This is a genomic window from Streptomyces sp. ID05-26A (assembly GCF_033794685.1).
Classification (GTDB): Bacteria; Actinomycetota; Actinomycetes; order Mycobacteriales; family Pseudonocardiaceae; genus Lentzea.
In genome coordinates, this window is sequence record NZ_JARAYZ010000007.1 from 278,611 (window position 1) to 290,989 (window position 12,379).

10 protein-coding genes are annotated in these 12,379 nt (G+C 66.6%); 3 read left to right on the top strand and 7 right to left on the bottom strand.

The genetic code is table 11. The features are described 5' to 3' along the window. Positions 1-59: 59 nt before the first annotated feature. From PV646_RS41070 to PV646_RS41080, 3 genes are all read right to left on the bottom strand, one after another. Entirely contained in the window at positions 60-575 is a 516-nt protein-coding gene (locus tag PV646_RS41070) for a hypothetical protein (protein ID WP_500348155.1), read from the bottom strand. Between the two features lie 344 nt (positions 576-919). Then, positions 920-1,480, bottom strand: coding sequence for a hypothetical protein (locus PV646_RS41075; RefSeq protein ID WP_500348157.1), 561 nt, complete (start codon positions 1,478-1,480; stop codon positions 920-922). A 225-nt stretch (positions 1,481-1,705) separates the two neighbouring features. Beyond that, positions 1,706-2,350: an A24 family peptidase gene (locus tag PV646_RS41080; RefSeq protein WP_500348159.1), complete on the bottom strand. Its 645-nt coding sequence runs from the start codon at positions 2,348-2,350 to the stop codon at positions 1,706-1,708. A 321-nt stretch (positions 2,351-2,671) separates the two neighbouring features. On the opposite strand from PV646_RS41080, the gene PV646_RS41085 reads away from it, so the two are divergent. The 3 genes from PV646_RS41085 to PV646_RS41095 all read left to right on the top strand — a co-directional run bounded on the left by PV646_RS41085 (position 2,672) and on the right by PV646_RS41095 (position 6,571). Beyond that, a complete protein-coding gene (locus PV646_RS41085; protein WP_500348160.1) occupies positions 2,672-4,873 on the top strand; it encodes a helix-turn-helix domain-containing protein in 2,202 nt (733 codons plus the stop codon). Next, complete coding sequence (locus tag PV646_RS41090) at positions 4,873-6,093, top strand: FAD-binding protein (protein WP_500348162.1); 1,221 nt, start codon at positions 4,873-4,875, stop codon at positions 6,091-6,093. Before PV646_RS41085 ends, PV646_RS41090 begins: the two co-directional genes overlap by 1 nt. A 106-nt stretch (positions 6,094-6,199) precedes the next feature. Then, positions 6,200-6,571: a DUF6355 family natural product biosynthesis protein gene (locus tag PV646_RS41095; protein ID WP_500348163.1), complete on the top strand. Its 372-nt coding sequence runs from the start codon at positions 6,200-6,202 to the stop codon at positions 6,569-6,571. A 175-nt stretch (positions 6,572-6,746) separates the two neighbouring features. Here PV646_RS41095 and PV646_RS41100 read toward each other — a convergent pair whose 3' ends face one another. The 4 genes from PV646_RS41100 to PV646_RS41115 all read right to left on the bottom strand — a co-directional run bounded on the left by PV646_RS41100 (position 6,747) and on the right by PV646_RS41115 (position 12,372). Continuing rightward, positions 6,747-8,993 carry a helix-turn-helix domain-containing protein gene (locus PV646_RS41100; protein WP_500348165.1) on the bottom strand — a complete coding sequence of 749 codons (2,247 nt, stop codon included), beginning with the start codon at positions 8,991-8,993 and terminating at the stop codon, positions 6,747-6,749. Between the two features lie 281 nt (positions 8,994-9,274). Next, a complete protein-coding gene (locus PV646_RS41105) occupies positions 9,275-10,114 on the bottom strand; it encodes an SDR family NAD(P)-dependent oxidoreductase (protein WP_500348167.1) in 840 nt (279 codons plus the stop codon). A 29-nt stretch (positions 10,115-10,143) separates the two neighbouring features. Beyond that, positions 10,144-11,175 (bottom strand): GAF domain-containing protein, encoded by a 1,032-nt coding sequence (locus PV646_RS41110; RefSeq protein ID WP_500348169.1) that lies wholly within the window; start codon positions 11,173-11,175, stop codon positions 10,144-10,146. Positions 11,176-11,505: 330 nt separating this feature from the next. Then, positions 11,506-12,372 (bottom strand): helix-turn-helix domain-containing protein, encoded by an 867-nt coding sequence (locus PV646_RS41115; protein WP_500348171.1) that lies wholly within the window; start codon positions 12,370-12,372, stop codon positions 11,506-11,508. Between the last annotated feature and the right edge of the window lie 7 nt (positions 12,373-12,379).

The following is a 12,379-nucleotide window of genomic DNA, read 5'->3' on the forward strand; positions in this document are numbered from 1 at the left end:
TGCGCCGCGTCGCGAATGAGCATCAGCGAGCGGTTGAGGGAAGGGGGTTCAGTTGAAGGTCAGCGGGACCCGTTGTTCAGGGCGTGTGACTCAGCGACCCGGAACGTCGTGGAGTTCGTGGTGGTCAGGTCCGGGAAAGTGCCGCTCTGGCCGGCGCCGGACCAGCTGACGGTCCAGTGCACGGTGGCTGACACGGCGAAAGCCTGTCCTGGCTCATGAGCGGAGGAGCGGCGATAGGTGTGCCCGCAGTCGGGCGAGCTCGCTTTCGGGTCGGCATCGGCCTGATACCGGGTACCGGGCCCGGTGCACGTCACGATGGTGCCGTCCCCCATCGACCAGCTGACCGTCACCGGCGTCGCGACCGCGGTCACCGACACACCCGGCACCGATGCGGTTGCGGCCGAATCCGTCCACCCCGCGGACAGCCACAGCCACGTGGGCAAGTGCACCAGTTGCGTCCCGGACGGACTGGCCGTAATCGTCGGAGCAGGCAACCGCAACTGCTTGCGCGCCATCTGCGCGACCTGCTCCGGACTCAACGTCGGCGGCGTGCCCGCACCCGCGGGAACCCACACCGGACCGTGCGAGTCAGGATCCTTACCGTCGGGACTGCACAACACCATGAACCAGCCGCCAGGTTCCGGCGACGGGCCGCTCGGTGCGGGATAGTCCACCGGCACGTACCGACAGCCGAACTCGCTCTCGGTGGCAGCGCTGTCGTCGTATGTGCCTATCGGCTGCTGGCCGTTGAGGGTTGGCCGGTTCGGGCGCGTTCCCGCCGCGATGTCGCACGCCGCTGAAGGGGTCTGGATACAGTCGACGCTTCCGTAGCCACCGTCCCCGGATGCGAACGCGAGTGGGGCAGCAGATGTAACCCCCGTGAGTGCGAGGGCAGCGACGGCTAGGGCGTGCCGGGTTGTCAGTCGCATGATCCCACCTCGTGCACCCCGAAATCGGAAACCTTCCACACGCCATCCAGCTGCTTCTCCACGATCGCGTCGATCCGCTGACGGCCACCAGGCGTGTTGCCGACGCGCTCACCGTTGTCGGCTCGGTACTTCAGCGCGTTCGACGAGTCGCTGCAATCACGGACAACGACCTTTTTCGGGTCTACCGGGGGCTCCATTGAGGACACACTGGTGTCGTGGGTCGGCTCCCCTTTGGTAACGACACCACGGTCGCGGTCACGACGAAGTCCGTCGGTGAGTTTGTTGAGGGCAGTGCCGACGGCGTGCTGGCCCAACGTGGGGGATTGCCAATCCGAGGTGCTGCCCGCGGAGAAGAAGACACTCCACATCTTCAGATAGACGGCTACAGCCTCGTTGCGTGCGGCGTCTGCCGGGTTGATCGCCGAGGACGGCGGCAAGGCCGTCGTCGGCGCCTTCGTCGTCGTGGCCGGCGGGGCGCCGCAGGCTCCGAGCAGGACCAGCATGCTCGCCGTGATCACCAATCGTGTCGTGGGGTTCACCGCGGCCTCCAAACCGGGAACTTAAACAGTGGTGCCGAGGCGGACCCCGAGGGGGGACGGGGTCCGCCTCGACCGGCGCGCCCGGCGTACATGGGGGTGTGCGGGCGCAGGTCTTTTCCGAGAGTGGCAGCAAAGATGAGGGCGAACAGCGCGATCGCGTGCAGCAGCGTCGGTAGTGCCCCGTACAGGATCGCGGGATCGTCTTCTCTGAACGGCAGGCACATCAGGAGGCCTCCGCTACATCAGCAGCATCGTGCAGACCGGTGCGAAGACCAGCGCTGGTCCGAGGGGGATCTGCAGTCCTTGCCAGTAGGCTCTTCTCGCGCGCAGCACACCGAAGGTGACCGCGCCGAGTGCGAGCGCTAGGCCGAGCCCGATGGCCACGTGCGACCAGCTGAACCAGCCGAGGAAGAACGCGACTGTGGCGGACAGGGTGACGTCGCCGGCACCCCAGCCCTGCGGTGACACCAACGCCATCGTCACCGTGACCGCGAAGACCGCCGCAAGAGCACTGCCAGCCCTCAGTACGCGTCCGGCACCGTCGTGTTGGACGAGTGCGGCGAGACCGAGCTGGATGACGCCTCCGCCGAGCAGTGTGCCGACCAGGATCTGGGGAAGCCGGTGGCACGCCCAGTCGATCGATGTGAGCAGTAAGCCCATGATCACAAGCCACGAGATCGCGCCCGCTGCTGCGGGCTGTCGCTCGGCGACCTCGACCAGCGCGAGGCTCAGCAGCGCGCTTGCCGCGAGCATCGCCGCCCATTCGCTTCGGACAGCTGGACTCCACGACAGTGGCTCGCGCAGCGCCACACAACGGCCAACAACGGTGACGACGGGGCCCGCAACCGCGCCGAGAAGGCCATAGGTCAGCCAGAGCGACATTGCGCCTCCTGTGACGAGCGCAGAATGCGAATTCGTTTCGGATGACCGACGAAAGTTGTCGTTCGACCGGGTGACTTCGTACGCGTGGTTGCGTGGAATACGTGACGTAGCAACGTGTCGTCTGCATACCCTCACCTCCTCGGACCTGCTGTTTCCACTGCTTGTGGTCAGTTGACAACGTTCAGTGTTGGCAGGTTCAAGGGGGAACCGCTAGGGGGGAGCTGTATCGCGATGAACAAGAGACAGAAGACAGCTATCCACACGACCGGGGGGTCGAAGAATGAACATATCCAAACGAATTGCCAGACGTTCGGTCGGCGAATGCGTGAGTTGCGTGATGCGCAGAAAAAGTCGCTGACCCTGCTCAGTGCTGAGTCCAGCGTGAGCCGGGGCTATCTCAGCAACCTCGAACACGACCGCAGCGTACCCAGCCCCGAGGTCGCCGCGGCGATCGACGATGCGCTCGGCGCCAGCGGTCGGCTCGTCGAGCTTGTCGTGCCCAAGCCCCGTTCCAGGGCGACGCGCGAGCGCGTGCGCCCCGCGCAGCTTCCGGCTGCGGTACGCGGCTTCGTAGCGCGCCGGGAGGTGCGCGAGGAGGCCGAGGCAGCCTTGGCCGTGCACGAGGGCGTGATCGCCATCGACGGCCCGGCCGGCGTGGGCAAGACAGCGTTCACGGTCACCTGGGCGCACGAGATCGCTGCGGACTTCCCGGATGGTGTGCTGTTCACCGACCTGCGCGGCTACGCCGCCGGCCCGCCCGAAGACCCCGCGGTCGTGCTCGGCGCCTTCCTGCTCTCACTCGGCGCCTCCCCGTCGGAAATCCCCAGCGACCTCGGCGGGCGGGCGGCCCTATATCGCACCCTGCTGGAGGGCACCCGAACCTTGGTGGTGCTGGACAACGCGTTCGACGCCGAGCAGATCCGCCCGCTGTTGCCAGGCTCGGCAACCTCGCTCGCGTTGATCACCAGCCGCAGCCGCTTGTCGGGTGCGGTCGTGCACCACGGCGCGGTCCGCCTCACCATCCAGCCAATGAGCGCGACCGAAGCGCACGAGCTTCTCAGATCGGTGATCGGGCCGCGGCTTGACGTCGACCCCGCCGCGGCGCGCGCTATCGCCGACCGGGCCGGACGACTCCCGCTCGCCCTGCGCATCGCGGCCGAACGCGCCAACTTGACGCGCAACACACCGCTGAGCGCGCTGGCCGACGAACTCACGCGGCGCCAGCCGCTCGACGTGTTCGCCGTCGACGACACCCTGGCCGTGCGGACGGTGCTGTCCTACTCCCACGACGCGCTGCCCGCAAAAATGGCAACGACGTTCCGGCTGCTGGGGCTGCATCCCGGTGGGCCGATCCGTATCGAGGCCGCGGCGGCGCTCACCGAACTCCCACCAGAGTTCGCACTGGGCCACCTATCAGCGTTGGCCAGCGTGCACCTGATCGAGCTGACCGCCAAGGATCAGTTCGTGATGCACGACCTCGTCCACTCCTACGCCCAAGAACTCGCCCTGGAGCACAATCCGCACGAAGCCAACATCGCCGCCCTCGATCGGCTCATCGACTCCTACCTGCGTACCGGAGCGGCGGCGACACGACTGCTCTGGCCATCCCGGCCCCGGCGTCCACCAGACCTGCCCAGCCACAACCTGACAACGTTGACATTCCGGCGGCCTGCGGACGCTATCCGCTGGTTCGAGGAGGAGCTGCGGTTGCTCGTTCGGCTGGTCCGGTGCGGAGCGCAGTGGAACATCACCGCCGTGGCCTACCTGCCGGTGGTGATTAACGAGATGCTGTTCCACCGGCGCGCCTGGTCCTGGTGGGTGCCCGCGTTGCGCGACGCGCTCGCGATGGCGCGCCGAGGTGGGCACCGTGATGCCGAGGCGTGGATGCTGGAGACACTGGCCGATGCCGGAATCGACGCGGGCGACGCTGCCTCGTCGATCGAGCTCTACCGGGAGGCGATGACCATCCGCGCCGAGCTGGGTGACCGCAGCGGCATCGCCGCGGGCCATGTCGGCCTCGGACGGGCCTACTGCCAGCTCGGCGACTACGACACCGCGATCGCGCACTGCGAGACCGCCCGCCAGATCAGCGACGACGCAGGCGACAGCTGGGAGCACGCGGTCGCGACCGCACACCTCGCGATGGCAAGAGCCGCCTGCGGCGCCACCACCGACGCGCGCGAGCTACTCGAGCTCGTCAGGAAGAGCCTCGACGAGACCGAGGACTTCATGTCGTCGGGATGCGCGTCGACCCTGCTCGCCGGCCTGGCTGAGTCGACGGCCGAGTACGACCGCGCTCTGCGGCACCTCGACGATGCTCTGGAGACGTTCAGCCACGTCGGTGATGTGTGGAGCCAGGCCCACGTCCACAGTCGCATCGGCGACCTGCAGGCCGAGCGCGGCAATCAGCACGCCGCCCACGAAGCGTGGTCTGCCGCCGCGGAGCTGCTCAACGGCAACATCGAGCCCACCGCGACGCGACTACGCCAGCAGATGATCAACAGCTTGAAGGAGGACCAGTAGTGCGCCAAGCGTTTGCGGCCCTTCCCGAACTGGCCGGCACGCTCGACACCGACCAGGACGCGCTGCGCTGGGCCGCGCACGACTACGGCGGCACAGTCCACCACCTACCCGCAGCAGTGCTGCGCCCCGTCTCCGCGGCCGACATCAGCATCGTGGTCCGGTACGCCCGCGAGCACGGCCTGCTGGTCGTGCCCCGCGGGCAGGGCCACTCCACCGGCGGCCAGGCTCAGGCGCCGGGTGGCGTGGTGATCGACATGAACCAGCTCAACGGCGTTCACGACGTCCGTCCCGATCGCGTGGTCGTCGACGCGGGTGCGCGGTGGAGCGATGTGCTCCGAGCGACGCTGCCTCACGGCCTGACCCCTCCGGTGCTCACGGACTACCTGGAACTGACTGTCGGCGGCACCCTGTCGGTCGGTGGCCTCGGCGGCGCGAGCCACCACCACGGCGCGCAGACCGACAACCTCCTCAGTCTCGACGTCGTGACGCCCAGCGGCGCCATCGTCTCCTGTGGCCCGGACGACAACCGGGAGGTGTTCGACGCGGTGCGCGCCGGCCGGGGCCGCAGCGGCATCATCACCCGCGCCACCGTGTGCCTTGTGCCCGCTCCGGACACCGTGACATGGCACAAACTCCACTACGACACCGTCGACCAGCTCATCGCCAGCCAGCGGCACCTCGTCACCACCGGCGCCTTCGACTACGTCGAAGGACAGCTCAAGATCCGTGACGGGCAGCGTGTCGCCGAGCTGGAAGCGGTCACGTTCACCGGCGTCTCCGCCGGCCACGGCCGCCTCGACAGTCTCGGCTTCCGCGACGCCAACACCCGGACCGCGAGCTACTGGGACTTCGTCAACCGGCTCGCCGACGGCGAACCCCTCCTGCGCAACGCCGGGCTGTGGGAATCTCCGCACCCGTGGTGCAACCTGCTCGTGCCGAACACAGCCGCGGAAGAACTGCTGCGCCACACCGAAAATGACCTCAGCGCCGACCTGTACGGCGACTTCGGCCTTGTTCTCGCCTACCCGCTGCGCACCGACCACATCACCACACCACGGCTCATGCTGCCCCACGACGACATCGTCTTCCTTGTCGCGGCGCTGCGCTACGCACCAGCGGGCGCCCCTCAGGTCGTGGCCGCGATGCACACGGCAAACGACGTCCTCGTCACCAAGACTCTCCAGGCGAGCGGACGGCTCTATCTCGATCCGCTGCCATAGACCGTCTTCTGTCTCGCGTTCACCGCGATACAGAAGACACCTTTTCTGTTCACTGTGGACTCCCAACACTGAGTTGAATCAACCACTTCAACGCAAGGGAGTCCCCGTGAACGCGAACATCGCCCGCGCTTTCACCGCAGCAGGCATGCTTCTCGCCGCGACAGCCGTCGGCATGATCGACACCCCCAGCAACACCGCATCCGCGATCTCTCCTCGACCCTGCGGCTTCTACTCGCTCGACCTGCCGCAGGGCGAACAGACCGGCGGCTACGTGCACTGCGGCGACGGCTTCATCCTCATCAAGTTCCACTGGAGCACAGGAACCACCGGGACGTCCTGCATCCCGCCCTGGGGCAGCCGTCCGTTCTTCAAGGATGGACCGCACGAGATCGTCAACGCCTACTACGTCACCACACGACCGAACCTCACCGGCCCGCCCGGCAACCAGATGTGTTCGACCGGTCAACCACGAGCGTGAGAACAGGCGCGCCGCGCACCTACTCCGCAGCGCGCCCTCACTCCACAACAAGTCGTGATAGGACTCAATCTTCCAACTACGCCAACACTTGTTGATGAACCGTGGTTCGCGGCTACCACCGTCGCATCGCACCCTTCCGCCATCACTGCTTGCGGCCCAACTGAGCGAAAGTCCCCTACCGCTCCTCTTCCAAGCTGCTGATCACCTGCTCGCGTAGTCGCGTGGCGGCGGGCTCGATGTTGCCGGTGAGCAGCTCGGCGCCCGTAACCCGCGCGCGGCGTGCCGCCCGATGATCTCCGCAGTCCGCATGCAGAGCACCGAGGCGGCTGTGGATGTGCGCCTGGCTCCACACGTCGCCGACGCGGCCGAAGATCCTCAGCGCATCGTCCAGGTGCCGAACGGCCAGGCCATGTTCACCGACCGTCTCAGCAAGTTTTGCCTGCAACATCGCCACACGTCCCGACGACATGAGATCCCCGGCGTCGTCTAGCGCTGCTCGCGTCGCGCTGAGCAGATCGCGTGCCTCTCCAACCAATCCGAGAGCAGCGCGCGCCATGGCGAGATGCGCGGTCGCCACCGAGTACTGCCACATGTCGTCGACTTCGACGCTGATCTTCCGCGCGTTTTCGCAGTGAGCGATCGCGGCGTCGTAGGCGCCAACCTTGGAGAATGCCTTGGCGAGCCCCACGTGCCCGATAGCGAGCCCTCCGCGGTCATCCAGCTCGGTGCGGATGGCCATGGCCTCCCGGTAGAGATTAATCGAAGCCGCTTTGTCGCCGGCGTCGATGCTCGCGTCGCCCAGCGTTTCCAAGATCCAGGCTTCGGCGTCTCGGTGGCCACCTTGGCGGGCCATCGCGAGCGCCTCCCAAAGCACGGGCATCCACCAGGACCATGCACGCCGATGACACAGCATCTCGCTGATCACAACAGGCAGGTAGGCAACAGAGGTGACATTCCACCGGGCTCCGCAGCGCACCAGCTGGACCAGAAGACGCAGCTCCTCCTCGAACCAGTTGAGCGCTTGCTCCGGGTCGCGGAACATCAGTGTTGTCAGGTCGTTCTTGGGCAGACTGAGCCCCCTTCTCGGACGCGACGGCCAGAGAATCCGGGTGGCAGCGGCACCGGTGGTCAGATAGGAGCGGACCAGTCGCTCCAGGGCTGCGGCGTTGTCTTCGTGCGAGTTGTGTTTCCGCGCGAGTTCGAGGGCGTATGAGTGGACAAGGTCGTGCATCACGAACCTGTCCTCGGTGGTCTGGTCGAGCAGGTGGATGCTGGCCAGCGCGGACAGGTGGCCCAGTGCTTGGGAAGGCGGCTGGTCCATGAGAGCCGCCGCGGCTTCGATTCGAACCGGTCCGCCTGGATGCAGGCCCAGCAACCGGAAGGTATTGGACATCTTCGGGGGCAACGCGTCATGCGAGTACGACAGGACGGTCCGCACGGCAAGAGTGTCGTTGACCGCGAACACGTCCAGTGGCTGGCGTCGAGCAAGCTCGTCGGCGAGCGTCCGCAGGGGTGTGGTCAGCCAGCGGCTTGCCCGTTCCGCTGCGATCCGGAGCGCGAGGGGAAGCCGGCCAGCCCGATCCGCGATCACCTGTGCCGCGTCGAGGTCGGTGTCGATGCGGGGCCCGACAACCGACCGAAGAAGTTCATGCGCTTCGTCGGCGGTCATAGGTTGCACGGTGATGCGCACGGCGCCTTCCCGCACCACCACACCGGCCAAGCGGTTGCGGCTCGTGATCACCGCCAAGGACAACGCTGAACCCGGCAGAAGCTGCCTGACCTGTTCGTCGTCAACGGCGTTGTCCAGCACCACCAGCGTCCGGGTGCCCGCGAGAAGGGTTCGGTACAGCGCGGCCCGTTCTGCCAGGTTGCTCGGTATGCCCGACGGCGCGATACCCAGCGAGCGCAGGAACCCGCCGAGGACGAAGGCCGGGGCCTCGGGCGGGTCGGCTGCATAACCGCGCAGGTCGGCGAACAGGACACCGTCGGGAAAAGCGTCGGCGATCGAGTGCGCCCAGGTCACCGCGAAAGCAGTCTTACCGACACCCGCCGGACCGTCGAACGCGATCACCCCCGCGTGCGCCGCCAGCGCCTCTTCCGCTTCTTTGATCAGCTCGGTTCGAGGGGTGAATCCGCGGATCGCCACGGGCAGCTGGTCTGGACGCACGCGATCTCGCGCTAGTCGAGTGCGTGGCTTGGGTGCGGCCAGTTCGATGAGCCGACCGCCTGCGCCCAAGGCGGCATCGATCGCGGCGGCGATCTCCGGTCCCGGCACGCTTCGGTCATGCTCCAGGTTGCCGAGATAGCTCCTGCTCACGTTCGAGTCCGCGCTGAGCGCTGCCAAGGACTTCTGCTGCTCCGCGCGAAGCGTGCGCAGTTCCTGCCCGAACGTCTGCGGATTCGCGTGCCGGCTTCCGCTCATCGAGACGCTCCTCCCCCGGCGGAACCCCGAAGTGCGTCACAAGGAGGTGCGGTAGCCAGCAGCATCAGTCGACGCCGCACTGGCAGCGGGAAAGCCTTCACAGAGGATGTTCGCCGAGCCATGTCGATCCCCGATCGCGTTCGAGGGCAGCCCACGACTGCCTCACCGCTGCGTTCTAGGGATCAGCTCGATAGCGACAAAGCCAACCCAATCGGAATAGTCCGATTGGAGTAGCCTAGGTAGGGGTGCCGATCACGTCAACCGGAACCATGATTCGCAGGTCATCGCCGCCGGGGTCGCATTCGCTCATGCAGTCGTTCCAGTGCAGGCAGCAAGTCCTGGTAGTGGCCGCCGAGCAGGCGTGCAACGACAGCTACCAGACGTGCGTCCGTCCCGACGAAGACGCGCGCCCGACGGCGTTCAGCTCCGCTGAGGATGGTCACCGCCGCCTTCTCGGGGTCGGTACGCGCGACGTGCTTCTCGAAGCCTCGGATCACAGCCTCACGGTTCTCCCCTGCCGCGAACAGGCCGTTGCGCACGATCGAGGTTCGGACGCCTCCCGGGAAGACGCACGTCACCGACACGTCGCTGCCAGCCGCGGCGAGTTCTTGGCGCAGCGCCTCACTGAAGCCGCGAACAGCAAATTTCGATGAGTTGTAGGCGGTGTACTTCGAGGTCGCCACCAGACCGAACGCGCTGGAGAACGTGACTATCCGGCCACCCTCCGAACCGGCGACGAACGGGAGATGGGCCTTCACGGTGTACATCGATCCCCGCCAGTTCACCGCCATCACCTGCTCGATGTCCGCCACGTCGGAGTCGAGCAGGCTGCCACGGTGAATGATGCCAGCGGCCGCGAACACGGAGTCGACGCCGCCGAGCTCGGAGTTGACCGCGCTCGCGGCGGCCCGCATCTCGTCCCAGTCCGTCACATCGATGACCTGTGCCAGCACTCGTGCGCCGTGCGCTTCGCAGCGTGCGACCGCGCCTTCCAAAGCGGCAGCATCGCGATCGAGCAGTGAGAGCCGCGCGCCCCGTCGCGCGAGCTCAATCGCCAGCGCTCGCCCGATGCCCGCACCGGCCCCGGTGATCACCGCGACCTTGCCCTCGAAGCTGCTCACGAACCAGCACCTTTCCCGCGGCCGGCAACTCAGCCGACCATTCCACGTTCAGGCTCGGTCAGGGTGACCAGCGCTGCGGTGGTGTGTTGATCAAGCGCCATGAGCGCAGCGGAGACGGCGACCTTCATCCACCCTCCGTCCTCGGAACGAACCCGCAAGACGCCTTCGGCGCGTCCGCTCACCGCGAGGTCGTTGGAGAGGCCGACCGCTATACGCAGATCAGCTCGATGAACAGCTGGGCGATGCGGTGCACCGAGCGTCCAAGCCACGCCCGGCATGGGGTTGTCGAGCCATTTCAGCAACCGCATCGTGCGCAGGTCGACGATCGCACGCCAACGCCCAGGCGTCGCTTCCGCTGCGAGTACCTGCTGCGCGAGAAGGACCGGAATGGGCGGAGGCGCGGCCGGCACGCTCTCCGCCGGGCCGATGTCGTGGGTGATCCCCCGGACGATGAGCTCAACCCGGCCGTTGGGCGCCTTCACCTCGACGCACCGGCACGCGAAATGCACCGCACGCCGAACACCGTCGTCCCGGTTCACCGTCCACGTGGCCAGGTGCTCCGCACCCGCTTTAGCGTTGACGATGAGCGCCAATGCCTTGGCCTCGTCCGAGTTCGTCTGCAGTCGCTGATAGGTGAAGAGCTCAGCCAGGTCGTGCTCGTTGCGCCACTTGTCGGCCCTCGTCCCATACAGCCGAAGCAGATCATCCGACCTGCTGCTGACGTGCCGGCTGAGGTTGATGTGCCATGCACCTGCCGCATCACGTACAGGAGGATCCTCGTCGAGCGGCCCCACCCACACGTGCACTCCGTGAATCACGCCACCGTAGGTCTGCAGCGGGTGGGCGATCACCCGCCGCTTGCCGACTGTCGTTCGAGCCTCAATCGCCTCGCGGCTCTGCACTACGCGCACGATCACACCCTGGACATCGGGCAGGAACGGGCCGCGACCGAGAACCGACCGAATCGACACCATGTTCTTCGGGCTGCTACCGGCCGCCAGCACCGTCGGCTCGCGCCGGAGACCACCGAACGTCTCGACCAACAGCCAGTCAGCCGCCATCGCCTCGTCCCCCGGTCGAAGATAGGCCTGCTCAGGCACACTATCTTCGCCGCAGAAGCAGCGCTTGGAGCCCCTCCAAGATGGCAACGAAGCGGCGATATTTTCATGCCGCCGAGTGAATCGTTTAGGCGGAATGATCATCGTCAGCGTGACCGCTGCCGCTCACCCAAGTCGTGAAGGCGGCCCAGGCATCCAGGTGCAACGCCATGCCGCGTTACTGCGGGGTTGAGGAGCCGCGACCACCGACCCGGTCAGCTCCGAGCCGGATCTCCACATTGTCTACGCCTACTACGAAGGGTGGACCACTGGCGTTCGGTCGATGCGACTCCGCTATGAACAGGTACATGCCACCTGTTCCAACTCAGCTATCGCTTGGACAATGAGTTCGAGCGACTCGCCTGCGCCCAACGCGACGTCCTGCAGGCTCGCGAACCGCTGCGCGCACCGCTCGGTCAGCCCCGGCTCCTCGACGTATTCGCCCTTGATGAACGTCTCCAGATACGCCACGTCGTTGTGCTGCCGATGCGGAAACCCCAGCAACGTGAACGGTGATCCCATCGCCGGATACGTTCCCGCATCGCGCGGCACGACCTGCACGCTCACCGCCTCGTGGTCACTAACCTCCATCAGGTGCAGCAGCTGCGCCTTCATCACCCGCGGCCCGCCGATCGCTTGCCGCAGTACCGCCTCCGGGAAAACTGCGTGGACGGTCAGCGGGTCCCTGTCATTCAGGCGTGCCGCCCAGGCCTCGCGCACCATCGCCAGCCGCGCTGTCCGCACCGGATCGTCGTTCTGCATAACCCAGCTCGTGTAGCCGGAAAGTTGAAGCACCGTCGGAACAAGGTCCGTCGTGAACACTCGTAGCGAGGTCGCCTCGTACACCAGCTTGACGAAGTCCTCCGCCGGATCGAAGTCAAGGCCGTTGTCCTGCACGCGTACGCGCGCTTGTTCCGCGTGCTGCACGCGAAGCAGCACTGCCTGCCATTCCGGGGTCGGCACCTGGTAGACGTAGCCGAGCGCCATGACGTCCACGGGCGCCGACGGCTGCACCGCGTTCTCCATCATGGACAGCTTGGCACTGCTGAAGCCCACACGCTGACCGGCCTCGGCGAGGCTCAGGTCGCGCCCGGCACGCCATCCGGCCAGCTGCCGCCCGATGGCGCGTTCAAGCGTCGTGGCCCGGAAATCCCTCGGCATAAGGAGA

Coding starts and splice junctions, on each gene's coding strand:
- PV646_RS41085 (WP_500348160.1), top strand. CDS start 2,672: ATGCGTGAGTTGCGTGATGCGCAGAAAAAGTCGCTGACCCTGCTCAGT.
- PV646_RS41100 (WP_500348165.1), bottom strand. CDS start 8,993: ATGAGCGGAAGCCGGCACGCGAATCCGCAGACGTTCGGGCAGGAACTG.
- PV646_RS41080 (WP_500348159.1), bottom strand. CDS start 2,350: ATGTCGCTCTGGCTGACCTATGGCCTTCTCGGCGCGGTTGCGGGCCCC.
- PV646_RS41115 (WP_500348171.1), bottom strand. CDS start 12,372: ATGCCGAGGGATTTCCGGGCCACGACGCTTGAACGCGCCATCGGGCGG.
- PV646_RS41110 (WP_500348169.1), bottom strand. CDS start 11,175: ATGGCGGCTGACTGGCTGTTGGTCGAGACGTTCGGTGGTCTCCGGCGC.